21 protein-coding genes are annotated in these 22,569 nt (G+C 65.2%); 10 read left to right on the top strand and 11 right to left on the bottom strand.

Going from position 1 to position 22,569, the window contains the following annotated elements:
• Positions 1-182: 182 nt before the first annotated feature.
• The 3 genes from IFT60_RS23220 to IFT60_RS23210 all read right to left on the bottom strand — a co-directional run bounded on the left by IFT60_RS23220 (position 183) and on the right by IFT60_RS23210 (position 4,330).
• Positions 183-1,499, bottom strand: coding sequence for a PQQ-dependent sugar dehydrogenase (locus tag IFT60_RS23220; RefSeq protein WP_192056250.1), 1,317 nt, complete (start codon positions 1,497-1,499; stop codon positions 183-185).
• Positions 1,500-1,607: 108 nt separating this feature from the next.
• Entirely contained in the window at positions 1,608-2,903 is a 1,296-nt protein-coding gene (locus IFT60_RS23215) for an MFS transporter (RefSeq protein WP_192056248.1), read from the bottom strand.
• 23 nt (positions 2,904-2,926) lie between these two features.
• On the bottom strand, positions 2,927-4,330 hold the full coding sequence (locus IFT60_RS23210; RefSeq protein ID WP_192056246.1) for a KamA family radical SAM protein: 1,404 nt from the start codon (positions 4,328-4,330) through the stop codon (positions 2,927-2,929).
• Positions 4,331-4,626: 296 nt separating this feature from the next.
• On the opposite strand from IFT60_RS23210, the gene IFT60_RS23205 reads away from it, so the two are divergent.
• Together IFT60_RS23205 and IFT60_RS23200 are read left to right on the top strand one after the other, a co-directional pair.
• Positions 4,627-5,082 carry a cache domain-containing protein gene (locus IFT60_RS23205; RefSeq protein WP_192056244.1) on the top strand — a complete coding sequence of 152 codons (456 nt, stop codon included), beginning with the start codon at positions 4,627-4,629 and terminating at the stop codon, positions 5,080-5,082.
• Between the two features lie 57 nt (positions 5,083-5,139).
• A complete protein-coding gene (locus tag IFT60_RS23200; protein ID WP_192056242.1) occupies positions 5,140-6,858 on the top strand; it encodes a methyl-accepting chemotaxis protein in 1,719 nt (572 codons plus the stop codon).
• Here IFT60_RS23200 and IFT60_RS23195 read toward each other — a convergent pair.
• Complete coding sequence (locus IFT60_RS23195) at positions 6,839-7,408, bottom strand: DNA-3-methyladenine glycosylase (RefSeq protein WP_192056240.1); 570 nt, start codon at positions 7,406-7,408, stop codon at positions 6,839-6,841. The genes IFT60_RS23200 and IFT60_RS23195 overlap by 20 nt on opposite strands.
• A gap of 145 nt (positions 7,409-7,553) precedes the next feature.
• Here IFT60_RS23195 and IFT60_RS23190 point away from each other — a divergent pair, with 145 nt between their 5' ends.
• Positions 7,554-8,447, top strand: a complete 894-nt coding sequence (locus IFT60_RS23190; RefSeq protein ID WP_192056238.1) for an HDOD domain-containing protein — start codon at positions 7,554-7,556, stop codon at positions 8,445-8,447.
• A 61-nt stretch (positions 8,448-8,508) separates the two neighbouring features.
• Positions 8,509-9,678 (top strand): tetratricopeptide repeat protein, encoded by a 1,170-nt coding sequence (locus IFT60_RS23185; RefSeq protein WP_192056236.1) that lies wholly within the window; start codon positions 8,509-8,511, stop codon positions 9,676-9,678.
• Positions 9,679-9,839: 161 nt separating this feature from the next.
• Here the strand turns inward: IFT60_RS23185 and infA are convergent, their stop codons facing one another.
• From infA to IFT60_RS23150, 7 genes are all read right to left on the bottom strand, one after another.
• Positions 9,840-10,109, bottom strand: a complete 270-nt coding sequence (gene infA, locus IFT60_RS23180) for a translation initiation factor IF-1 (protein ID WP_192056234.1) — start codon at positions 10,107-10,109, stop codon at positions 9,840-9,842.
• Positions 10,110-10,632: 523 nt separating this feature from the next.
• Positions 10,633-11,181 carry a DNA-deoxyinosine glycosylase gene (locus IFT60_RS23175; protein WP_192056232.1) on the bottom strand — a complete coding sequence of 183 codons (549 nt, stop codon included), beginning with the start codon at positions 11,179-11,181 and terminating at the stop codon, positions 10,633-10,635.
• A gap of 92 nt (positions 11,182-11,273) precedes the next feature.
• Entirely contained in the window at positions 11,274-12,752 is a 1,479-nt protein-coding gene (locus IFT60_RS23170; protein ID WP_192056230.1) for an efflux transporter outer membrane subunit, read from the bottom strand.
• Complete coding sequence (locus IFT60_RS23165) at positions 12,749-15,928, bottom strand: efflux RND transporter permease subunit (protein ID WP_192056228.1); 3,180 nt, start codon at positions 15,926-15,928, stop codon at positions 12,749-12,751. The genes IFT60_RS23170 and IFT60_RS23165 overlap by 4 nt, the downstream gene beginning before the upstream one ends.
• Before the next feature lie 3 nt (positions 15,929-15,931).
• Positions 15,932-17,116, bottom strand: a complete 1,185-nt coding sequence (locus IFT60_RS23160; protein ID WP_192056226.1) for an efflux RND transporter periplasmic adaptor subunit — start codon at positions 17,114-17,116, stop codon at positions 15,932-15,934.
• A gap of 155 nt (positions 17,117-17,271) precedes the next feature.
• Complete coding sequence (locus IFT60_RS23155; RefSeq protein ID WP_192056224.1) at positions 17,272-18,126, bottom strand: alpha/beta hydrolase; 855 nt, start codon at positions 18,124-18,126, stop codon at positions 17,272-17,274.
• Positions 18,123-18,341, bottom strand: a complete 219-nt coding sequence (locus tag IFT60_RS23150) for a hypothetical protein (RefSeq protein ID WP_192056222.1) — start codon at positions 18,339-18,341, stop codon at positions 18,123-18,125. The genes IFT60_RS23155 and IFT60_RS23150 overlap by 4 nt, the downstream gene beginning before the upstream one ends.
• A gap of 153 nt (positions 18,342-18,494) precedes the next feature.
• Here IFT60_RS23150 and IFT60_RS23145 point away from each other — a divergent pair, with 153 nt between their 5' ends.
• The 6 genes from IFT60_RS23145 (at position 18,495) to IFT60_RS23120 (ending at position 22,556) form a co-directional block, all read left to right on the top strand.
• Positions 18,495-19,445 carry a LysR family transcriptional regulator gene (locus IFT60_RS23145; protein ID WP_192056220.1) on the top strand — a complete coding sequence of 317 codons (951 nt, stop codon included), beginning with the start codon at positions 18,495-18,497 and terminating at the stop codon, positions 19,443-19,445.
• 58 nt (positions 19,446-19,503) lie between these two features.
• On the top strand, positions 19,504-19,959 hold the full coding sequence (locus IFT60_RS23140; protein WP_192056217.1) for an Mpo1 family 2-hydroxy fatty acid dioxygenase: 456 nt from the start codon (positions 19,504-19,506) through the stop codon (positions 19,957-19,959).
• 81 nt (positions 19,960-20,040) lie between these two features.
• The gene (locus tag IFT60_RS23135; protein ID WP_192056214.1) at positions 20,041-20,487 is read left to right on the top strand and encodes an outer membrane lipoprotein; all 447 of its coding nucleotides are present in this window, start codon (positions 20,041-20,043) and stop codon (positions 20,485-20,487) included.
• 132 nt (positions 20,488-20,619) lie between these two features.
• Complete coding sequence (locus IFT60_RS23130) at positions 20,620-21,567, top strand: DMT family transporter (RefSeq protein ID WP_192056212.1); 948 nt, start codon at positions 20,620-20,622, stop codon at positions 21,565-21,567.
• A complete protein-coding gene (locus IFT60_RS23125) occupies positions 21,564-22,061 on the top strand; it encodes a GNAT family N-acetyltransferase (RefSeq protein ID WP_192056209.1) in 498 nt (165 codons plus the stop codon). Before IFT60_RS23130 ends, IFT60_RS23125 begins: the two co-directional genes overlap by 4 nt.
• Before the next feature lie 315 nt (positions 22,062-22,376).
• The gene (locus IFT60_RS23120) at positions 22,377-22,556 is read left to right on the top strand and encodes a hypothetical protein (protein WP_192056206.1); all 180 of its coding nucleotides are present in this window, start codon (positions 22,377-22,379) and stop codon (positions 22,554-22,556) included.
• Positions 22,557-22,569 lie beyond the last annotated feature (13 nt).

The raw sequence follows: 22,569 nt of genomic DNA, 5'->3' as shown, positions 1-22,569 counted from the left end.
GTCATCAAAATAATGGCCTTGGCTGGCCAGGACTGCGCACGTCTCGATAGTGGGTTCTTTCACGTTACGTCCCTACGATTAATGTTAGCGTTGAACGAAGGGACGTAGGGTGGACGGGGGAAATCAGTCCAGTGGACTGATTTCCCGCCCACGCGTTCAACGCACGTCCGCACATCGAAACCTCAGCGCCCCGCCGGCCGCACGCGCCAGACGACGTTGCCGACATCGTCCGCCACCAGCAGCGATCCCGCCTTGTCGATGGCGACGCCCACCGGACGCCCCAGCGCGTCGCCGTTCCTGTCGACGAAACCGCTCAGCACCTCGACCGGCTTGCCGTTTGGCTTGCCGTCGGCGAAGGGTACGAATATGACGTTGTAGCCGGAGAGCGGCTTGCGGTTCCAGGAACCGTGCTGGCCGATAAACGCGCCATTGGTGAAGGCCGGCCCCAGTTGCGCACCTGCGGCAAAGGTGAGGCCCAGCGCGGCGACATGGGCGCCGAGCGCGTAATCGGGAGAGATGGCTTTGGCCACCAGTTCCGGGCGCGGCGGCTTGACGCGCGCGTCGACGTGCTGGCCATAGTAACTGTAGGGCCAGCCGTAAAAGGCGCCATCCTTGACCGAGGTGAGGTAGTCGGGCACCAGGTCGTTGCCGATTTCGTCGCGCTCGTTCACCACCGTCCACAAGGCGCCGGTCTGCGGCTCCCAGGCCAGGCCGTTGGGGTTGCGCAGGCCCGAGGCAAACAGACGCGTGGCCCCCGTGCTGGCGTCGACTTCGAGGATGGCGGCGCGGTTGATTTCGTTTTCCATGCCGTTTTCGCCGACGTTGCTGTTCGAGCCGACGGTCGCGTACAGCTTGCTCCCATCCTTGCTGGCGATGATGTTCTTGGTCCAGTGGTGGTTCAGCCCGGCCGGCAGCGGCGCCACCTTGTGCGGCGCGGCGGTGATCTCGGTCGCGCCTGGCTGGTACGGGAAGCGCACGATGGCGTCGGCATTCGCGACATATAAACTCTCGCCGACCAGCGCCATGCCGAACGGCGAATGCAGGTTCTTCAGGAACACGGTGCGGGTCTCGGCCACGCCGTCGCCATCGGCGTCGCGCAGCAGCGTGATGCGGTCGGCACTGGGCACGCCGGCACCCGCCCTTTCCATCACCTTGCCCATCACCCAGGCCTTGATGCCCGACTGCTTGGTTTGCGGCGTTTGCGGCTTGTTCGATTCGGCCACCAGCACGTCGCCGTTGGGCAGCACGTGCAGCCAGCGCGGGTGGTCCAGGCCGGATGCCAGGGCGCTCACGTCGAGGCCTTGGGCGGCCGTGGGTTTGGCGCCGTTCCAGCCTTTGGCCGGCGCGATGTCGACGGTGGGGATTAGGCTTCGCTGCGGTTCCGGCAGCACGGGCGCCGGACCGACGCCGGCGCCGCTGGGCAAACCGGACCTGCCGGCGCACCCGGCAAGCGTGAGCAGCACGGCGGCGGCGAGGATGGAGGACGAACAAGGACGCATGGTGTCTCCTGGTACGGAATCGGTCGGCGGTATCAACCAATTCTAGCAAAAACGGTAATACCGTTTCGCCCGATTCCGTACCACATCACCTCTACAGCAGTTCCCTGCTCAGGCGGGCGTATGCGCCTCCTCGATCTCGGCTGGCGCGCTGCCGGCCCGTGCGCTGCGCGTGCCCGCGAACCTGCGCCGCGCGTACCCGATCAGGCCCGGCAGTTGCAGCAGCACCAGCAGCCCGAAGCCGACCTGGTAGGCGACGGCCGGATAACGCCCGCCGCCGTCCGGTTGCCACAGGCCGACCACCAGACCGAATCCGGCCTGCACCAGGAAAGCGCCGACAAAAATCAGCAAGTTCAGGCAGGTCGCGGCGCGCCCGGTCAGTTCGCGCGGCATGCTTTGGGCGACGATCGCATATTCGATGCCGGTGATCGTGCCTACCAGCGTGAACAGCACCGACAGCAGCTGGAAGCTCGGCTTGTAGCCAAACACGAAGGCGACCTGCACCAGCACGAACAGGGCGATGCCGGCGCCCGCCACCTCCAGCGGCGCCACGCCGCGCTTGCCCGCCCACTCGGTGATCATGCCCACCGCGATGGCGCCGAAAATCACCGCCGCCATGCTCAGGTACAGCAGGTAGGCGACGGCATCGTCCGGAAAGCGCGCCACGTCCGACAGCCAGCGTCCGATCCACAAACCCTGGATGCCGAAGAAGATCGCATGCGGCAGCAGGATCAGCGAGGTCGTCGCGCGAAATGCCGGCGTGCGGTATACGCTCAGGATCGAAGCCAGCATCGGCGAGCGCGCCCCAGGAGGCGGCGCGGCGCTGCGCGGAGAGAACAGCCAGATCAGGGCGCCGCTGGCGGCAATCAATGCGGCCAGCAGCACGAACAGGCCGCGCCAGTCGGTGTGTTCGAGCACCAGGCGCACCGGCATGGTGGACGACGCCGCACCGAGGCCGCCGATCGCGATCAGGTAGCCGTGCACCGAGGGGAGCTTGCCGGGCGCGATCCAGGTCGAGATGGCTTTCACCGCCGACATGAAGCAGCCGCCCAGGCCGCAGCCCATGATGGCACGCGCCAGCACCAGCTGGCCGAAGCCCTGCCCGCGCGCGAACAACAGCGCCCCGATCGCCGCCAGCAGCATCAGCACCAGCTGCACCTTGCGCGGCCCGTAGCGGTCGAGCGCAATCCCGACCGGCAGCTGCACCAGCGCGAAGGCAAAGAAAAAGGCGCTGGTGAGCAGGCCCAACTGGCCCGGCGTGAGCGCGAGCGAGCCGACCAGGTTCGGGGCCAGCACGGCGTTCACGTTGCGCAGCAGCGAGGACAGGTAGTGTCCCAGCGCGAACGGCAGGAACACGTAGAAGAAAACCGCCACGCTTGACAGGCGTGGCGAGCTCTGGTCACCCATGGCGGGTCCGGGTCCAGACTGGATCAGGCTGCGCTGGGCTGGCTGTCGCTGGCGCGGCGGTCGTGCGACGCCTGCACGATCGGGATCACGCGCCCGGCCGGCACATGCAGGCCGGCGTCGCCCGCCTCTTCTTCAAAGAAGAATTTCTTGCGCCCGAACGCCGGCTTCAGGTGGTCGAGCCAGGTGGCGTCGGAATCGTACTTTGCGAAGAAGGGTTTGCGCACCCATTCCGGATTGCGCGCCTGCAGGAACTGCAGCGCGAACAGCTTTTCGCCGTTGATCGTCACCACGCCGTCGATCACGACCTTGCCGGGGAAAGCGCTCATCGACGGGCCGCGCACGGTACGCGACAAGCCGGAGACCATCGAATACGCCTGCTGGAAGATCTCGTGGGCTTTCGCCAGCGGCAGCGAAAAATATTCGCTCGGGCCGGTATCGCGCTCGACGAACATGTAATACGGGATCGCGCCCAGGCGCACGCCGGTGGTCCACAGCTCGGCCCAGCTTTTCGGGTCTTCGTTGATGTGGCGGATCAGCGGGCCCTGCATGCGCAGCGTGGCGCCGGTGCCCACGATGCGCTTCACCGCCTGCTGGGCGATCGGGCTGCGCAACTCGACCGCATGGTTGTAGTGGCCCATGATAGCGAGGTTCTTGCCGGCCTTGACGACCCGTTCGAACAGGCGCATCAGGTCATCGGAATCCTTGTCGGAGACATAGCGCTGCGGCCAGTAGGCGACCGACTTGGTGCCGATGCGGATGTTCTGGATGTGGGCCAGTTCCGGCGCCAGCAGGGGTTCGAGGAACTCGGTGAGCGAGCGCGTATTCATGATCATCGGGTCGCCGCCGGTGATCAGGACGTCGGTGACGTCCGGGTGCGTTTTGAGGTAAGCCACCAGTTCCGAACATTCGCGCGCGTCGAACTTCATGTCGTCCATGCCGACGAATTGCGGCCAGCGGAAGCAGAAAGTGCAGTAGGCGTGGCAGGTCTGGCCCGAGCTCGGGAAGAACAGCACCGTCTCCTTGTATTTGTGCTGCAGCCCCTTCAATGGCGCATCGTTCACGCGCGGCACGTTGTGGGTCATCTGGCCGGCCGGATGCGGGTTCATGCGCATGCGGATCTGGTGCACCAGTTTCGCGGTGGCGGCGTCATCCTTTTTATGCAGCACCAGGTCGCGCAGCTGCTCGTATTCGCGCGCGGGGAGCATGTCGCGGTGCGGGAAGGTGAGGCGGAAGATCGGATCATCGGGAATCTTGTCCCAGTCGATCAGCTGGTCGAGCACGTACTCGTTGACGCGAAACGGCAGCACGTGGGACACGACCTGGGTTGCTTCCTGCAACTCGGGACTCATCCATTTCCATTGGCGTGCGAGCGCGATGGTCTGGCGCGTGTACGGCTTGAACTTGGCGGGCGTCGTTTCGATGGTCACGGCATGCTCCTGAAGAGGAAAGATGGTGGGGACCTTGGGCGAATTCTTGAGTAAGAAATTGCCGGCGGGAATTCATCTTAGGAGGCGTGCAGCACGGAAACATTGCAACCAATCAATTAAATTTGCATAAAATTGCTCGCATGCACGGAATGTTTGCTTCACGACATGTGGCGCCATATTCCCACTGGCCCCGTCGATTTGCGTCACCGCAAATTGCCTATAAGAAGTGCAGCGTACATTTCTCAATGCACTTAGGAAAGTTCCTCCCAGATGTCTTCCCCGAAAGGATAGTTCCCATGAAGCTGATTGCCACTGCCACCGCCCTGTGCCTCGGACTCGCCTGCTCCGGTGCATTGGCCAACGAACCCACTGCCAAGGATGCGATCGCGATGGCCGAACGGGGCGCCGCCCTGATCAAGGCCAAGGGCAAGGATGAGATGATGAAGCGCATCAATGCCAAGGATCCGGATTTCGTCCAGGGCGAACTGTATGTCGACTTGCGCGACGTCAAGACCGGCATCGTGCTGGCGCACCCCTACAACCCCTCGATCGTCGGCAAGGACCTGACCGACGTGCCGGACGCGAATGGCAAGAAATACCGCCGCGAGATCATCGAGCTGGCCGCCGCCAAGGGCAAGGGCTGGGTCGATTACCAGTACAAGAACCCGACCAGCGGCAAGATCGAGCCAAAGACCACGTACATCCTGCTGGTCGACGGCGTGGTGCTCGAGGCGGGCATCTACAAGAAATAAGCGCAGTGCGACCCGGGGCGGCTTTGGCCGCCCTCTTTATTTGTAGCGGAGGAAAGCATGCTGAAAAAACTACGGATTGGCCCGAAGCTGTTGCTGGCGCCGGGATTGGTGCTGGTGCTGCTGACGCTGCTGTCCGGCGGCGCCTATTACGGCATGGTGCGCCAGCATGCCTCTCTCGAGAACATGGTGCAGGTGCGCGCGGCGCGCCTGCAGGATACGGCCGACGTCGCCGGCGACGCCAAGCATGCGCACGCCAACATCTACCAGCTGCTGGCCTGGATCAGCGGCAGCTTCGCCAAGGAGCGGCTCGACGGCCTGGTCAAGGACATCAACAACAAGCACGCCGACATCAAGACCCGCCTGGACGCACTGGCGAAGGTCGCCGACCCGGCCGAACGCAAGCTGATCGACGCCTCCGCCACGGCGCTGGCCGCCTACCGCAAGGCGGTACTCGAGACCATCGAGATGGCGCAGGTCGATCAGTCGATCGCCACCAATTCGATGCAGAAGGCGGAAAAGGATTTCGGCGGTTTGAATACCCAGCTGGCGCAGCTGGCGGCGCTCGAAACCCAGCTGAGCGAAGGAGCCTATGCCGCCGCCGGCGCCGAGTTCCGCATGCTGGGCGTGACGATGGCGGTGCTGGTGCTGCTGTCGATCGCCCTCTCGCTGACGGTCACGATGCTGGTGCGGCGCGCCATGCTGCAGGATATCCGCGCCATCTCGGACGTGGTCAATGAACTGGCCGAAGGCCGCCTCGCCGGCGCCACCGGCAGCACGGGCCGCGACGAGATCGCCGACACCTCGCGCGCGCTCGACCATACCATCGGCACCCTGAACACGACCCTGCACGCGATATTGACCTCGGTGCGCTCGATCGACACCGCCTCGAAGGAAATCGCCACCGGCAACCTCGACCTCTCGACCCGCACCGAAATGCAGGCCGGCTCGCTCGAACAGACCGCCAGCGCGATGGAAACGCTGACCGTGGCGGTGAAGGACAACGCGCACAACGCGCGCCTGGCGACCGACCTCGCCGCGGAAGCGGCGCGCCTGGCCAGCCACGGCGGCCAGGCAGTCGACCGCGCGGTGACGACGATGGAATCGATCCGCGCCAGCTCGCGCAAGATCGTCGAGATCATCGGCGTCATCGACGGCATCTCGTTCCAGACGAATATCCTGGCCCTGAACGCGGCGGTCGAAGCGGCGCGCGCCGGCGAACAGGGGCGCGGCTTCGCGGTGGTGGCCTCCGAGGTGCGCACGCTGGCGCAACGCTCGGCGGCGGCGGCCAAGGAAATCAAGGCGCTGATTGCCGATTCGGTCGCCATCATCGACGGCGGCGCGGCCTCCGTCAACGAAGCGGGCAGCAGCATGGGCCACATCGTCGCCTCCGTAAAACAGGTGAACGACATCATCGAGCGCATCAGCGTCGCCAGCACCGAACAGGCCGAGGGCATCGCCGAAGTCAATCACGCGGTCGGGCAGATGGACGACATGACCCAGCAGAACGCGGCCCTGGTCGAACAGGCGGCAGCCGCCGCCGAAAGCCTGCACGAGCAGACCGTGAACCTGGCGCGCGCCGTGTCGGTATTCCAGATCGACGGCATCGAACCGCTGGCCGAGGCCAATACGGTGGACGAGCGGGCCGAGTTCCAGGACCCGCGCGAGCGGCGCGCCCCGGGCAGCCCGATGCGCAACGCGATGAGAGATGCGCCGCCGGCGCTGGCGCTTGCCGCCAGCGCCGGCCGCTTCAACAAGGTCAGCGGAACGGACGGCTGACGAAACGCGAGCCGGACAGGCCGAAGCGCCAGGGCACGTCCATCGCCTTGGAGATGCCGATGCGCGGGCCGGCCACGATCTCGAGTCCCGCCGGCGCCGCTTCCAGCACGAACGGCGGCTGCGCCAGCGACGTACCGTTAAAGGCGCGCGTCACCGCCAGCGCCTGGCACAACTTACCGGGGCCGGAACACAGCGCCGCGGCGTCCTCGGCGTCGCGACGCTGGCGCATGACATCCAGTCCGGCCAGCGGCTCGATCGCACGGATCAGCACCCCGGCGCCGTGCCCCTCCTCACGGCAGACGAAATTCAGGCACCAGTGGATGCCATAGGAGCGGTAGACATAGCAATGCGCCGGCGGCCCGAACATGGCGGCGTTGCGTTCGGTGGGACCGGAAAAGGCATGCGAGGCCGGATCTTCGCGGTCGTAGGCTTCGGTTTCGACGATGCGCCCGCCAACGCCGTCGACCAGGACTACGACCCCGATCAGTTGGCGTGCGACCACGTCGCTCGGTGCGTAAAAATCGATTCCTGCAAGATGTGCTGGGTTCATGCGGGCGATTTTAGGCGTTTCAACAACAACGCTCTGTCCGTTTTGCCACACAAGCACCGAGCCAATGCAGCATGTTGCTGCAATGAAATGCTGCATCGTTTATAGTGGCGGACTCCGCTTTATTGCCCGCAAGCATTCCTCCTCCATGAATACAGTTGCCGCCAAAGCAATGCCACTGCGCGCCGCGCCTGTAGCCGCATCTGCCAGCGCTGTCGCCGACCCCGTCGACGCGCTGATCAAGTCGATCCGCATTCCGCCGCGCCCCAGCCTGCTGGCCGACCTGCAAGCCGAACTGGCGTCCAGCGATCCGTCGCCCGAGCGCATCGGCCGCATTGTCGCAGCCGACGTCGGCATGGCCGGCGCCTTGCTGAAGCTGGCCAATTCCTCCCTGTTCGGCGGGCGCCGCGCCAAGTCGATCGAGCAGGCCATCCTGTTCCTCGGCATCAACCAGGTGGCGGCGCTGATGACCGGCCTGCTGGCGCGCCAGGCGATTCCCGTGCAAAGTGCCGCCCTGGCCAATTTCTGGGACGTCTCGACCAAACGTTCGCACGCGATGGTGTTCCTGTCGCGCCGCCTGCGCATCGGCGCGCCCGACATCGCGCACACCTTCGGCCTGTTCTGCGATACCGGGATGCCGCTGCTGGTCCAGCGCTTCCCGGACTACGAGGCCACCTTCCTCGACGCCGGCGCCGAAGAGCATCGTCCGTTCACCGCGCTCGAGGACGAACGCCACCACACCAATCACGCGGCGGTCGGCACCCTGCTGGCGCGTAACTGGGGTTTGTCGGGCGAGGTGGCGTGGGCGATCCTGCACCACCACGACTACAGCGTGCTGGACGACGAACACACCGACGACGCGGTGCGCTCGCTGGTCGCCCTGTCGCTGCTGGCCGAGCGCGCGCTGCGCCGCTACCAGGGCCACGCCGGCTCGCCCGAATGGAACAAGGGCGGCGCGCGCGCCTGCGCCTATCTGTCGCTCGACGAGATCGAGGTGGACGAACTGCTGGACGAACTGGAAGAAGCGCTGCACGACGACTAGTCTTTGACAGCCAGCCCGGGCGGGAAGATACTGAAATATCGCTACCGGCTTGGGAGGCATGATGAAAACCTGGATCCTGTCGCTGCTCCTCGTGTTGTCCGGCTGTGCCCATGAGGTCCGGGATCCGGCGGCCGCGAGCCGGGTCGCCGCCCTGTTCGATGACGCCGCCTTTCCGCGACCGGCAACGCGCATCGATGCCGATGGCCTGTTCGCGCTCAGTCCCCAGATGCGGCGCCACCTGGGCAGCACGCAGTTTCGCACGCTCCTGCGCGAATACGGTCCGGCCTCCGGCCTGCTGCGCGCGCTGTACGACCGCGGCGAACTGGCGCTCGACTACGATGCGACCTATACCGGAACCGCCGCCGAAACCTATGCGGCGCGCAAGGGCAACTGCCTGTCGCTGGTCATCATGACCGCCGCCTTTGCCCGTGAACTGGGCATGAACGTGCGCTTCCAGGAGGTGCAGATCGAAGATACCTGGAGCCGTGACCGTGCACTCTATCTCGTCAGCTCGCACGTCAACCTGAGCCTGGCGCCGCGTGGGCCGCGCGCCGAGATCGAGACCACGCCCTCGCTGACCGTCGATTTCGTGCAGCTGCCGCCGAACGCCAGCGAGCGCGTGCGCTTTCTCGACGAAGCCGATATCGTGGCGCGCTACATGAACAACCGCGCAGCCGAAGAGCTGGTGCAGGGCCGCCATGCCGAGGCCTACTGGTGGGCGCGCGGCGCGCTCCTGCAAAAGCCGACGCTGACTTCCGCACTCAATACGCTGGCCGTCGTCTACCAGCGCAGCGGGCAGCCGCTGCTGGCCGAACGGGTGTACCGCGCGGCGCTGGCGCGCGAGCCGGACAGCCTGATCCTGATGCAGAACCTGGCCCCCCTGCTGGCCGAAAACGGCAAGCCCGCCGAAGCCGAAGCGCTGGCGCAGCGCCAGGCGCAGCTGTATCCGGCCCCGCCCTACCATTATTTCAACGAGGCGATGACGGCGTACCGTGCAGGCGACTTCGCCGCGGCGCGCAAGCTGTTCGCGCGCGAAGTGGCACGCGCACCGTATAACGACGAGTTCCATTTCTGGCTCGGCATCGCCAACCTGCAGTTGGGGGAATGGAACAGCGCGGAAAAGCAGCTGGCACTGGCGCGCGACAACAGCGTGCGTGCCGACGCGCGCGAGCGCTATTCGGCCAAGCTGGGGCATTTGCGCGCCATGGCGGCCGGGACGCAGCGTCGGTAAAACGGTGGGGATGGTACAGGAAGAGGAATCGGCGTGGCGTTGCGCCACCGGAGAAATGCGGGCGCAGCCAGGTGGCTGCGCCGGGATGATACCGTTGCCGGCCGCGATGGCGTCAATGCGCACACCGTGGCCGGCAACATGAACTGCTTAGCGGCGCCCGCTTAGCGGCGGCGCTGGAAGCCGCCCGGGCGTGGCGCCGGTGCGCCGCGCGTTTCGATGTGACGGAACACGATACGGCCCTTGTTCAGGTCGTACGGCGACAGTTCCAGCGTCACCTTGTCGCCCGCCAGGATGCGGATGTGGTTCTTCTTCATCCGGCCCGAGGTGTAGGCGACGAGCTTGTGGCCGTTGTCGAGGTCGACGCGGAAGCGCAGTTCAGGCAGCACTTCGGTGACGAGGCCATTCATTTCGATGAGTTCTTCTTTTGCCATGTTGTTCTTCCTTTGAAGGTTGGTGCGAGCTGGCGCAAGACGACGGCGCCGCGACGATGCTGCTGCTCGATGCCAGTGCCCGCGGGTGACTGGATCGGCTTGAAAAAAGTGAATGGGCCGCGATCTGGCGGATAGTGACGGCGGCGGCTTCGATCCGGGACTGCAGCCGGACGCCGACCTGCACGGTGATAGAAAAAAAAGCCCGCACGGTGCGAGCTTCGTTTCAATGGTTTTTCAATGCTTGTATCGCTGCTCCAGCCGATGCTATTTGCAAGGTGCGGAGCCCTGGACGCCCATGCTATCTGCGTGGTGCCCCCATCGGTGTAAGTCGACCAATGTATCTCGAATCAATCCCGCCTGGCTGGTCGCTGGCGACGTTACACACATCGCGTTGCGGGCCTAGAGGGGATGTCGTCAAGGCCTATATACCCTCACGACTGAAACCAGTGTACCACGGAACGACATAGCGCGTATGGACCGGCTCAGAATTGTCCGCCTGCAACAACAAGTCGGTGCAGGCTGGTTACAGCAGGGAGCCCTGCTCGGGCGCCGCTCGCGCCGGCCCGCCCTCTTCCACCAGCTGCCGCCACACCTGCAACTTCTGTTCGAAGCTCATTGCCATGTGCGCCGGTGAACTCGACGGCAGCACCACCGTGCGATAGCCGGCATCCTGGAACTGCGGCGCGAATTTTCCGGACGCTTGCCCATTGAAGCCGACCGTTTGCAGTTCCGGACACAGCATGTGCAGGCGCGCGAAATCGTTGGCGGCGGGTTTGCGGATGGCGGAATCGAGGCTGCCCTCGCGCTCGCAGGCGCCGAGCACGTCCCACAGGCCGATGCGGTGCGCCAGCAGGCGCGGCAAACGTTCGGCATATGGCAGCGCGGCCAGGTCTTCGTCGACCAGTGCCGAGACCAGGCGCCAGAATTGATTGCGCGGGTGCGCGTAATACTGGGCGGCGGCGAGCGACTGGGCGCCGGGGAAACTGCCAAGGATGAGGATGCGGATGCCGGGGTCGAGCACCGGCGCGAGGCCGGTCAGCAGCACGGAGTCGGGAGGTGCAGGCGTGGTCATGCGAAGATTGTAGCCCTGCCCGTCTCGCCGGGCCGCACATAAAAAACCGGCGGACCACGCCTGGTCCGCCGCAAGGGGTTACACGGAAGTTTTTAACGTACGGCCAGCGGCGCGGCTGCCGGCACGGGTGCATCCCAGCCGCCGCCGAGCGCGCGGATCAGCGCGACCGTCGTCATGGCCTGGTTGCCGCGCAGCTGGGCCGCGCTGCGCTCGCTGGCGGCGAGATTACGTTGGGCGTCGAGCAGGTCGAGGTAGCTGGAGCGGCCGGCGTCGTAGAGCTTTTGCGCCAGTTCGACCGAGCGGCGCGCCGAGCGCACCGCGTCGTCGACTTGTTCTCCCTGGGCGGCGAGGATGCGCACGCCGGCCAGGTTGTCCTCGACTTCGGCGAACGCCGCCAATACGCGTTCGCGATACGCCCCCACCGATTCCTCCAGCGCCGCCTCGCTGCGCGTCACGTTCGCCCGGTTGCGGCCGCCGTCGATGACGGGCAAGGACAGCAGCGCGCCCAGCACCCAGGAGCGGCTACTCCATTTGAATGCTTCGGCCATCGTGCCGCCGACGCCGCCACCGGCCGCATCGATGGTCAAGGCCGGAAACATCGCCGCGCGCGCCACGCCGATGCGGGCATTCGCCGCTTCCATCGCGCGCTGGGCGGCGGCGATGTCGGGGCGCCGCTCCAGCAAGGTGGACGGCAGGCCGGCGGGAATCGCGGGCAAGGCCAGCCCTTCCGGCAAGGGACTGGTGACGGCGGTGAAGCGCGCCGCCGGGCGGCCCAACAGCACGGCCAGTGCGTGTTCGGCATTCGTGCGTTGCCGCTGCAGGCCGATCGCTTCGGCGCGCGTGGCCGACAGTTCGGTGCGGGCGCGGGTCAGGTCGAATTCGCCGATGTCGCCCAGGTCGAACCGGCGCTGGTTGACGCGCACGCTTTCGGCGCGCAGGCGCACGGCGGCGTCCACCGTCGCCAGTTCGGCGTCGAGCGCCTGCAGGCGGAACCAGGTCTGCGCCACGTCCGCCTGCAGCGACAGCAGCACCGAGCGGTAGGTTGCTTCGACGGCGCCGGCATCCCGGCGCGCCGCTTCGATATTCGCACTGACGCGGCCGAACAGGTCGACCTCGTAACTGGCGCTCAGGCTGGCGCTATAACTGTTCTGCGGCGCGACCGGGCTGCCCTGCGGCAGGTTGAGGTCGAGCGGCGCCGGGCGGGCGCGCTGGGCCTGGACGCCGAGTCCGACCTGGGGAATGCGGTCGGCCTGGGCAATGCCCGCAATCGCCCGCGCCTGCTTCACGCGCGCCGCGGCGACGGCCAGGCTGGCGTTGTTACGGGCCGCTTCGTCCACCAGTTCCGTCAGGCGCGGGTCCTGGAAGGCGAGCCACCATGCGCCGCGCGGCTGCTGCTCGGCCGGGCGCGCCTGGGTCCAGCGGCTGCCGTCGGCGGCGGTCTGGATGACGCTCGTCTCCTTGAACGCGGCCGGGGTGTCGATGGCCGGTTGCTTGAATGCGGGCGCCGCGCAGGCGCTCAGCAACAGTGCCGCCACCAGTGGAGCGATACCTCTTGCAATCATGGTTTTCATTGTGCGACTCCTTCCACTGCAAACACCGGAGGGGTCGCAGCTTGTTTCTCGAAACGTTTGGCAAAGGTACGCAGCAGGACGTAGAACAGCGGCGTCAGGAACAGGCCGAAGAAGGTCACGCCCAGCATGCCGGCGAATACCGCCACCCCCATCGCATGGCGCATCTCGGCGCCGGCGCCACTGGAGAACACGAGCGGCACCACGCCCATGATGAAGGCGATCGAGGTCATCAGGATCGGACGCAGGCGCAGGCGGCTCGCTTCCAGCGCCGCATCGATCACGCTGCGGCCGTGGTGCTCGAGTTCGCGGGCGAATTCCACGATCAGGATCGCATTCTTCGAGGCCAGCCCCACCAGCACGAACAGCGCAATCTGCGTGAAGATGTTGTTGTCGCCGCCGGTGAGTTTCACGCCCAGCAGCGCGCACAGGATCGACATCGGCACGATCAGGATCACGGCCAGCGGCAGGGTCCAGCTTTCGTACTGGGCGGCGAGCACCAGGAACACCAGCAGCACGCACAGCGGGAAGACATAGACCATGGTGTTCCCGGACAGGATGTCCTGGTAGGTCAGGTCGGTCCACTCATACGCGATCCCTTTCGGCAGCGTCTCCTGCGCGATTTTCTCGAAAATGGCCTGCGCCTGGCCCGACGAGACGCCGGCCGCCGGAGCGCCGTTCATGTCGGCCGTCACATAGGCGTTGTAGCGCTGCACGCGGTCCGGGCCATAGCTGTCCTTTACCTGCATCAGCGACGACAGCGGAATCATCTCGCCTTTCAGGTTACGCACCTTCAGCTGGGAGATCTGCTGCGGCTGCGAACGGAACTGGGCGTCCGCCTGCACCCGCACCTGGTAAGTCCTGCCGAACTGGTTGAAATCGTTCACATACAGCGAGCCGAGATTCACCTGCAAGGTCTGGTAAATCGTTTGCAGCGGCACGCCGAGCTGCTTGGCCTTTACCCGGTCGACGTCGGCGAACAGTTGCGGCACGTTGATCTGGTAGCTCGAGAACACACCCTGCAAGCGTGGATCGGCCCAGGCCTTGGCCTGCATCGCCTGCGCCGCCTTGTACAGCGCGTCGTAGCCGAGGTTGCCGCGGTCTTCCAGCATCATCTTGAAGCCACCCGTCGTGCCGAGGCCGTTCACCGGCGGTGGCGGCAGCACCATCACGAAGGCGTCTTCGACCGCGCCCATGCGCTTGTTGATTTCGGCAGCGATGGCTTCGGCCGACTGCTCCTTGCCGCGCCGTTCGCTGAACGGTTTCAGGCCGGTGAAGACGATGCCGGCGTTCGGCGCATTGGTGAAGCCGTTGATCGACAGGCCGGGGAAGGCGATCGACGATTCGACACCCGGGATCTCGGTGGCGATCGCTGACATGCGCCGGATGACGGCGTCGGTACGGTCGAGCGAGGCGGCGTCGGGCAGCTGGGCAAAGCCGATCAGATAGGCCTTGTCCTGCTGCGGCACGAAGCCCGGCGGCACCACCTTGAACATGAACACGGCGCCCACGCCCAGCAGCGCATACACGGCCAGGGACAAGGTCTTGCGGCGCAGGACCGTCTGCACACCGCCCTCATAACGGTGCGAAGCGCGCCCGAAGAAGCGGTTGAAGGCGGCGAAGAAGCGCCCGAACACGGTGTCGATGGCGCGCGTGACGCGGTCCTTCGGCGCATCGTGGGCTTTCAGCAGCGCCGCCGACAGCGCCGGCGCCAGCGTCAGCGAGGCAAAGGCCGAGATCACGGTGGAGATCGCAATCGTCAGCGCGAACTGGCGATAGAACTGGCCGGTCAGGCCCGCCACAAAGGCGATCGGCACGAACACGGCGCACAGCACCAGGGCAATCGCGATGATCGGGCCGGACACTTCCTTCATCGCCTGGATGGTCGCATCGTGCGGGTTCAGGCCATTCGTGATGTTGCGCTCGACGTTCTCGACCACGACGATGGCGTCGTCGACCACGATACCGATCGCCAGTACCAGCCCGAACAGCGACAGGGTATTGATCGAAAAGCCGAACATCAGCATCACGGCAAAGGTGCCGACCACCGACACCGGCACCGCCAGCAATGGGATGATCGAAGCGCGCCAGCTTTGCAGGAACACGATCACGACGATCGCCACCAGCACGATCGCTTCGAACAGGGTTTTAATCACGGAGTCGATCGACTCGCGCACGAATTGGGTTGGGTCGTACACAATGCTGTATTCGACACCTTCCGGAAACTCTTCCGACAGCTCGGCCATGGTGGCGCGCACGTCCGTCGACAGTTGCAATGCATTGGCGTTGGGTGCCTCGAAGATCGGGATCGCGACCGCCGACTTGTTGTTCAGGAGCGAGCGCAGCGCATACGAATTCGAGCCCATCTCCAGGCGCGCCACGTCTTTTAATAATGTGGTCGAGCCGTCTTCGCCAGTCTTGACGATGATGGCGCCGAACTCCTCGACGCTCGACAGGCGGCCTTGCGTATTCACGGTCAGCTGGAATTCGGCGCCCTTGGCCGGACCCTGGCCGACGACGCCGGCCGCCACCTGCACGTTCTGCTCGCGGATCGCATCGACGATGTCGCCCGCCACCAGGCCGCGCTGCGCCACCTTTTGCGGGTCGAGCCAGACGCGCATCGCGTAGTCGCCGGAGCCGAACAGCTGCACTTCGCCCATGCCCTCGATGCGCGCCAGGCGGTCCTTGATGTTCAGGGTCGCGTAGTTGCGCAGATAGAGGTCGTCGTAGCGGCCGTCCGGGGAATTCAGGTGCACCACCATCGTCAGGTTGGGCGAACTTTTTACCGTGGTGACGCCGATCTGGCGCACCTCTTCCGGCAGGCGCGGCAGCGCGCGCTGGACGCGGTTCTGCACCTGCGTCTCCGCCTGTTCGACATTCGTGCCGATGGCGAAGGTAACAGTGAGCATCAGCGCGCCGTCGGACGTGTTTTGCGAGGACATGTAGAGCATGTTCTCGACGCCGTTGATCTGCTCTTCCAGCGGCGCGGCCACCGTTTCGGCGATCACCTTCGGATTGGCGCCCGGGTACTGGGCGCGCACCACGATCGAGGGTGGCACCACGTCCGGGTATTCGGAAATCGGCAACTGGAAGATGGCGATCAGGCCGGAGACGAAAATCAGTACCGACAGCACGACGGCGAAGATCGGTTTGTCGACAAAGAAGCGGGAGAAGTTCATGGCTTACTCCTTGATGTTCGCGGCGAGCGCCAGCGGCGCGGCATCCGTCATCGGGACGATCTGGGGCGCTACCGGCGCACCGGGGCGCACGCGCTGCAAGCCGTTGACGACGATCTTCTCTCCCGCTTTTACGCCGCTGCGCACCACGCGCAAGCCGTCGACCACGGGGCCCAGGGTGACCTGGCGGTATTCGGCCTTGCCCTCCTTGTCGACCACGAACACGAACTTGCGGCTCTGGTCGGTGCTGACCGCGCGCTCGTTGATCAACACGGCGTTGCGGCTGTCGGCCGCGCCCAGCTGGACCCGTGCGAACAGGCCCGGCACCAGGGCGCCATCGCGGTTCTCGAAGGTGGCGCGCATGCGCACGCTGCCGGTACGGGCGTCGAGCTGGTTGTCGACGAATTCGAGTTTGCCCTCGTGCGGGAAGCCTTCTTCGTTGGCCAGGCCGACGCGCACCGCCACCGGGGCGCCATCGCGCGCCTTGGCGCCGACGCGCAGGTAGGTGTCTTCGTCGCCGTCGAAGCTGGCGTAGATGCGTTCGAGCGAGACCACGGACGTGAGCAGCGCGGTCGGGTCGACCAGGTTGCCGAGGGTGATCTCGGCTTTCGAGACGCGGCCATCGATCGGCGAGACGACGCGGGTATAGGCCAGGTTCAGGCGCGCCGCTTCGTACTGCGCTTGCGCGGCGGCGGCGCTGGCGTCGAGTTCCTTCTGGCTAGCGGCGGCTTCGTCGAATTCGCGGCGGGCGATCGCCTTGTCCGCCATCAGGCTCTCGGCGCGCGCCAGTTCGCGTTTGGCGAGATCGGCCTTGGCGCGCGCCGAGGCGGCGGCGGCCTGGGCACGCGTTGCTTCGGCCTGGTACGGACGCGGGTCCACCACGAACAGGACGTCGCCTTTTTTCACTTCGCCGCCAGGCTTGAAATTGACCGCGGTGATGAAGCCGCTGACGCGCGAACGGATTTCGACGCGCTCGACCGCTTCCAGGCGGCCGGAAAATTCCTGGGTTTCGGCGACCGGCTTTTCGAGCACGATGGCAGCCGACACCGGTGGTGCGGCGGGAGCGCCTGGTGCCGCGGTTTTGCCGGTGGCGTCGTCGCAGCCGGCCAGCGTGACAGAGGCAAGTCCGGCAACAGCCAGTGCGGCCAGCAGCGGCTTGGTGGCGCTGGTGAGTTGTATCAGCTTTCTCATGTTGATTCCTTTTTCTTGTGAGAATGTTAAAAAGCAGGCGACACCGGTCCCGCCCGTGCCATCTATGCAAAGCGCAGGAAAAAGCGGGCCCCGCCGCACCGAAAATGGTGCGGTTGTCCGTTCAGTTCAGTTATAGAAGCGAGGTAAGTGCTGACTTAGCCTGGAAGGGCCCCCTGCCCTTCGAGATCGGCAATGAAGGCGGCGATTTCGGCCAGTGCCGGCCGTTCGCAGGCGCACTCGTTGCGCTCGTCCGCTTGCGGCGTGGGCAGCATGCGGCGCACGGTGGCCTGGACACCGAAGCTGGCCAGTTTGGCGCCATAGGCTTCGGCTTCGTCGCGCAAGGGGTCGTCCTCGGCGGAGAGAATCAGGGCCGGCGGCAGGTTTTTCAGGCGGCTCGATTGCAGGGGCGACGCGTACGGGTGGGTACGGTCCGCCGCGTTGGGCAGGTAGCCGCGGTAGGCGGCGGCGCAGCCATCGGCCAGCTTTTCGCGGTCGGGGCAGTTCGGCATTTCGCGCATCGAGCAGGTCGACAGGCCGGGGTCGAGCATCGGCATGATCAGGATCTGGCCGGCCAGTTTCGGTGCGCCGCGGTCGCGCGACATCAGGGCGCAGACGGCGGCGAGATTGGCGCCGGCCTCGATGCCGGCCACCAGCAGATGCTTGCCATTCCAGCCGAGTTTGGTCTTGTTCTTTTTCGCCCACAGCAGCACGGCGTGGGCATCCTCGACCGCGGCCGGGAACGGGCGCACGGTGGCCAGCGTGTAGTTCGATGCCAGCACCACCGGCGTGTGGCTGACGCCGGCCAGGTGGCGCAGGAAGCTGTCGGAGTCGTCGAGATTGTCGGTGACGAAACCGCCCGGCGGGAAGAACACGACCAGGGTGTCGCGCTTGCCCTTCTGGCCGGTGGCGTACAGGCGCGCCCGCAACGGACCCTGCTCGCCGCTCACTTCCAGGTCACGCACGCGCACGTCGTCGTTGATCGCATTGAAGCTGTCGAGGCGGTCGTTCATCGCGCCACCTCGGTGGAGACGGCAGCCAAGCTTGTCGGCACCTGGTCGGGGCAGATCGTCTCGACCATGACCGTGGACAGCGCATGCACGCCGCGCGCCTCGGCGCCTGCCGCCTGCGCATAGGCGCCGCTGCCGACCACGCCGGCCATGGCGAAGGTGCCGATTGCCAGTGCGCTTAACGCCACGATGTTGTCCCGCATGTTCTGCAGTTTCATGATCCTGCTCCCGCCCGCCAAAAAGTTTTACTCCAATACGTACACTATAGCCATCCACCAGAACCTGATAAAGATGGCAATCGCGAATCCATTGTTCGCCAATCGCGAACAATACGCTTAAAATTACATTAAATCGGGGATCTGGAGGAAGTAATGAACAAGCTGCAAGCCATGGAAGTGTTCGTCCAGGTCGTGGACAACGGCAGTTTTACGCGCGCCGCCGAGCTGCTCGACCTGCCCAAGGCAAGCGTATCGACCCTGGTGCAGGCATTGGAAAGCTCGCTCTCGGCCAAGCTGCTGCACCGCACGACGCGGCAGGTGACGGTGACCTCGGACGGCGCCGCCTATTACGAACGCTGCGTGCGCATCCTGGCCGACGTGCGCGATGCCGAGGAATCGCTGTCGCGCATGCGCATCAATCCGAGCGGGCGCCTGCGCGTGGACACCCCGACCGGGCTGGCCAGCGAAATCCTGATTCCGGCACTGCCCGGCTTTTTCGAGCGCTATCCCGACATCATGCTCGAACTGGGCAGTACCGACCGTCCGGTCGACCTGGTCGAGGAAGGCATCGACTGCGCGGTGCGTGGCGGACCGCTGTTCGATACCAGCCTGATCGCGCGGCGCGTCGGCATCATCCATTTCGTCACCGCCGCCGCGCCCTCCTACCTGGCGCGCTTCGGCATGCCGGCGCATCCGAACGACCTGGCGCAGCACCGCTGCGTAAATTATTTTTCGGCCAAGACCGGCAAGGTCTACGACTGGGATTTCAACCGCGACGGCGAACGCATCGAGGTGCCGATGCCGGGCGTGATCGCCCTCAACGATTCGAACGCCTACGTGCAGGCGGGCCTGTCCGGGCTGGGCATCGTCCAGATGACGGATTACCTGCTGATGCGCCACGTGGTGGAGGGACGCATGGTGCAGGTGCTGCCGGACTGGCTGAGCGATCCGCTGCCGGTGCACATCGTCTATCCGCAGAACCGCCACATGTCGGCCAAGGTGCGCGTGTTCGTGGAATGGGTGGCGGAAGTGTTCGCCGGCCACCCGCACATGCGCCTCGGCGCTGGGCCGGCGTTCGCGCCGCCGGAACGGGCGGCAGCCTGATTTTTAGCGGCTCGGCCGGTGTAGAATCGTTTTCATAACAATCCGTCCGGAGACAAACATGGACCACACCCCAGCCTCGCGCAACGCACGCACCATCGACGCCCTGCTCGCCCAGTACAGCGAGAGCCACCGCAACCCGACCAACGAGCTGATCCACTGCGTGTGCGTGCCCCTGATCGTGTTTTCGCTGCTCGGCATCCTGTACGCGCTGCATCCGCTGCTGGCGCTGGCGGCCGTGGCCGGGTCGCTGTGGTATTACCTGCAGCTGTCGAAACCGTTCGCGGTCGGCATGCTGGCGATGGCTATCCTGATGCTGGCGATCCTGGCGGCGATGCCGCCGATGACGGTGCTGCCGCTGTCGATCGCGGTGTTCGTCGTGTCCTGGATCGGCCAGTTCGTCGGCCACAAGATCGAGGGCAAGAAGCCGTCGTTTCTCGACGACCTGCGCTTCCTGCTGATCGGTCCGCTGTTCGTGCTGGGCTTCCTGTACCGGCGGCTGAACCTCGCTTATTGATCGGCTGCGCCCATTGTGTGCGGCGCGCCTTGCTGGTGGAGAGTAAGCTTTGGGAAACGTATCAAGCTTCCGGAGATTGCCATGAAAGCCACCATCCCTCTTCTTTTTGCCGCCCTGCTGGCCGGCTGCGTCACCACGCCGCAATCGGGCAGCGTCTATCGCGCGGGACAAGTCCAGAACGAACAGGTCGTCCGCACCGGCACGGTCGAATCGGTACGCAATGTCATCATCGCCAATCCGGAATCCGGCGTCGGCACCATGGGCGGCGCAGCGCTCGGCGGCCTGGCCGGTTCCCAGGCCGGCAGCGGCAACGGCTCGGCGGCGATGGGTATCGTCGGCGCCATCGCCGGCGGCCTGATCGGCCAGCGGGTCGAGGCCAACGCCAACAACAAGCCCGGCTTCGAAATTACCGTCAGGCTCGACAGCGGCGAATTGCGCGCCATCACCCAGAGCGCGGACGAACTGTTCCGGCCCGGCGAACGGGTGCGCCTGCTGAGCAATGGCTACAACACGCGCGTTACCCATTAAATTCCTGGCATGCCGCCCCGGCCGACAAGGCTGATGCGGCATTGCCACATCCAGGCCACCGCCCCGGGCCTAAGCCCCTGGTTTTCCAATTTATAGACGACAGGCAACGGGGAAAGCACGTATACTTCCGCGATGTCTTCTCCCGTCCTGTTTACCCTCGCCTCGCTCATCTGGGGCTCGACCTTCTGGGCCATCACCTTGCAGCTGGGCGACGTGCCGCCTTCGGTGTCCGTGGTCTACCGTTTCGCCCTCGCTTCGAGCGTACTGTTCGCCATCTGTATCGGCCGCGGCATCAAATTGCACCTGCCCTGGCGTACCCAGAAATGGGTGATGCTGCAGGGCGTGGCCACCTTTGGCTTGTCCTACATCTGCACCTACCAGGCCGAGGAAGTTGTGGTCTCGGGGCTGGTGGCGGTGCTGTTCGCGCTAATGGTGTTCTGGACGCCGCTGCTGGGCCGCGTGTTCTACGGCACCCCGATCGCGCCGCGCACCTGGGGCGCCGGCGCGGTGGCGACCGGCGGCGTGGCCCTGCTCTTCTACCACTCGATCGGCGCCGCCTGGCGCGACGTGCAGGCGGGCGGCAGCGGCCACTTCCTGCTCGGCGTGGTGCTGGCGCTGGTGGCGACGATCGCCAGTTCGGCCGGCAGCATCGTCGTCGGCAAGGTGCGCGAGCAGTCGGGCAACGTGATGCTGACCACGGCTTGGTCGATGTTCTGGGGCACGCTGCTGGTGGCTGTGTATGCCGTGCTCACTGGCCAGCGCTTCATGCTGCCGCCGACCCTGTCGTACACGCTCGGCCTGCTGTACCTGGCGATCTTCGGCTCGGTGATCGCCTTCCTCGCCTACTTCACGCTGATCAACCGCATCGGACCGCAGAAAGCGGTATATATCGGCGTCATCACGCCGGTGCTGTCGGTGCTGCTGTCGATCCAGCTCGAACATTACCGCCCCGGCCCGGTCGAATTCCTGGGCATGATCCTGTGCCTGGCCAGCGTCGCCTGGGCCCTGCGCGGCCCGGCAACAACCAAACCGAAGCCCGTGCACACCGTCACTTTGAACCAGGTAACCGAAACACCATGACCGCAGTCACCCATTTTTCCATCCGTCCCGCCGAACCCGCCGACGTCAGCTACATCCATTCAATGATCGTCGAACTGGCCGTGTTCGAAAAACTCGAGCACATGGTCGTCGCCACCGAAGAGCTGCTGCACGACGGCCTGTTCGGCGTGCGCCCGGCCTGCGAAGCCATCGTCGGCGAGGAGAATGGCGAAGTGGTCGCCTTTGCCCTGTTCTTCCACAATTTCTCGACCTTCCTCACCAAGAAGGGCTTGTACCTGGAAGACTTGTACGTGCGCCAGTCGCACCGCGGCAAGGGCTATGGCAGCGCACTGCTGGCGAAGCTGGCGCAACTCGCGGTCGAGCGCAACTGCGGCCGCTTCGAGTGGTCGGTGCTGGACTGGAACGAGCCAGCGATCGGGTTTTACAAGACCATGGGCGCCGAGATCCTGCCCGAATGGCGCATCTGCCGCGTAACCGACGAAGCGCTCGACCTGCTGGCACGCCGCGCGGACTGACCCACAATAAAAAGCCCACGGGACCAAACGGTGCCGTGGGCGAACCCATTATGCTAATGGGGAGGGGAGACTGGAAATCAACGATTTCACTATAGCTGGGTGAACTCGTCGGAAGCTGTTGTTCTTACAATTGCTTACCTCTCTTACGGATTCTCTGTTACCTATCATTACCGAGCTGGAAACCGGCGAATTGACGCCCCTCAATGGGAAAGCCTGCGAGTAAGTGCCCGGCAACGGGTTCCGCACGATTGAGTGATCACAAATGCAAGGAATCGGTGTCCGGGACAATGTGTTCTTCGCATGAGGGAGAGAGCAATGGCATTCATTTTCCGGCCGATCACCAGGCGACTCTACAAGGCATGGCTGCGTACCCGCCTCGACAATTACAACCGCAGCCTGACGGCGATCGCCGCTCAGCGAGAGAATGATTTTCAGGCGGAGCGGATACTGCACCGGGCGGTGTCGGCGACGCGGTCGAAGTTGCAATCGCTGTGACGGCGGGATTTCA

Origin of the sequence: Massilia sp. CFBP 13721, assembly GCF_014842025.1 — a bacterium.
GTDB lineage: Bacteria > Pseudomonadota > Gammaproteobacteria > Burkholderiales > Burkholderiaceae_D > Telluria.
The sequence above is the reverse complement of the archived record's forward strand: the minus strand, read 5'-3'. Positions and strand labels throughout refer to the sequence as shown.

What these genes read in the sequence shown, in the direction of transcription:
- IFT60_RS23220 (WP_192056250.1), bottom strand. Translation starts at nt 1,499, where the DNA reads ATGCGTCCTTGTTCGTCCTCCATCCTCGCCGCCGCCGTGCTGCTCACG.
- IFT60_RS23215 (WP_192056248.1), bottom strand. Translation starts at nt 2,903, where the DNA reads ATGGGTGACCAGAGCTCGCCACGCCTGTCAAGCGTGGCGGTTTTCTTC.
- IFT60_RS23205 (WP_192056244.1), top strand. Translation starts at nt 4,627, where the DNA reads ATGAAGCTGATTGCCACTGCCACCGCCCTGTGCCTCGGACTCGCCTGC.
- IFT60_RS23200 (WP_192056242.1), top strand. Translation starts at nt 5,140, where the DNA reads ATGCTGAAAAAACTACGGATTGGCCCGAAGCTGTTGCTGGCGCCGGGA.
- IFT60_RS23195 (WP_192056240.1), bottom strand. Translation starts at nt 7,408, where the DNA reads ATGAACCCAGCACATCTTGCAGGAATCGATTTTTACGCACCGAGCGAC.
- IFT60_RS23190 (WP_192056238.1), top strand. Translation starts at nt 7,554, where the DNA reads ATGAATACAGTTGCCGCCAAAGCAATGCCACTGCGCGCCGCGCCTGTA.
- IFT60_RS23185 (WP_192056236.1), top strand. Translation starts at nt 8,509, where the DNA reads ATGAAAACCTGGATCCTGTCGCTGCTCCTCGTGTTGTCCGGCTGTGCC.
- infA (WP_192056234.1), bottom strand. Translation starts at nt 10,109, where the DNA reads ATGGCAAAAGAAGAACTCATCGAAATGAATGGCCTCGTCACCGAAGTG.
- IFT60_RS23175 (WP_192056232.1), bottom strand. Translation starts at nt 11,181, where the DNA reads ATGACCACGCCTGCACCTCCCGACTCCGTGCTGCTGACCGGCCTCGCG.
- IFT60_RS23170 (WP_192056230.1), bottom strand. Translation starts at nt 12,752, where the DNA reads ATGAAAACCATGATTGCAAGAGGTATCGCTCCACTGGTGGCGGCACTG.
- IFT60_RS23165 (WP_192056228.1), bottom strand. Translation starts at nt 15,928, where the DNA reads ATGAACTTCTCCCGCTTCTTTGTCGACAAACCGATCTTCGCCGTCGTG.
- IFT60_RS23160 (WP_192056226.1), bottom strand. Translation starts at nt 17,116, where the DNA reads ATGAGAAAGCTGATACAACTCACCAGCGCCACCAAGCCGCTGCTGGCC.
- IFT60_RS23155 (WP_192056224.1), bottom strand. Translation starts at nt 18,126, where the DNA reads ATGAACGACCGCCTCGACAGCTTCAATGCGATCAACGACGACGTGCGC.
- IFT60_RS23150 (WP_192056222.1), bottom strand. Translation starts at nt 18,341, where the DNA reads ATGAAACTGCAGAACATGCGGGACAACATCGTGGCGTTAAGCGCACTG.
- IFT60_RS23145 (WP_192056220.1), top strand. Translation starts at nt 18,495, where the DNA reads ATGAACAAGCTGCAAGCCATGGAAGTGTTCGTCCAGGTCGTGGACAAC.
- IFT60_RS23140 (WP_192056217.1), top strand. Translation starts at nt 19,504, where the DNA reads ATGGACCACACCCCAGCCTCGCGCAACGCACGCACCATCGACGCCCTG.
- IFT60_RS23135 (WP_192056214.1), top strand. Translation starts at nt 20,041, where the DNA reads ATGAAAGCCACCATCCCTCTTCTTTTTGCCGCCCTGCTGGCCGGCTGC.
- IFT60_RS23130 (WP_192056212.1), top strand. Translation starts at nt 20,620, where the DNA reads ATGTCTTCTCCCGTCCTGTTTACCCTCGCCTCGCTCATCTGGGGCTCG.
- IFT60_RS23125 (WP_192056209.1), top strand. Translation starts at nt 21,564, where the DNA reads ATGACCGCAGTCACCCATTTTTCCATCCGTCCCGCCGAACCCGCCGAC.
- IFT60_RS23120 (WP_192056206.1), top strand. Translation starts at nt 22,377, where the DNA reads ATGGCATTCATTTTCCGGCCGATCACCAGGCGACTCTACAAGGCATGG.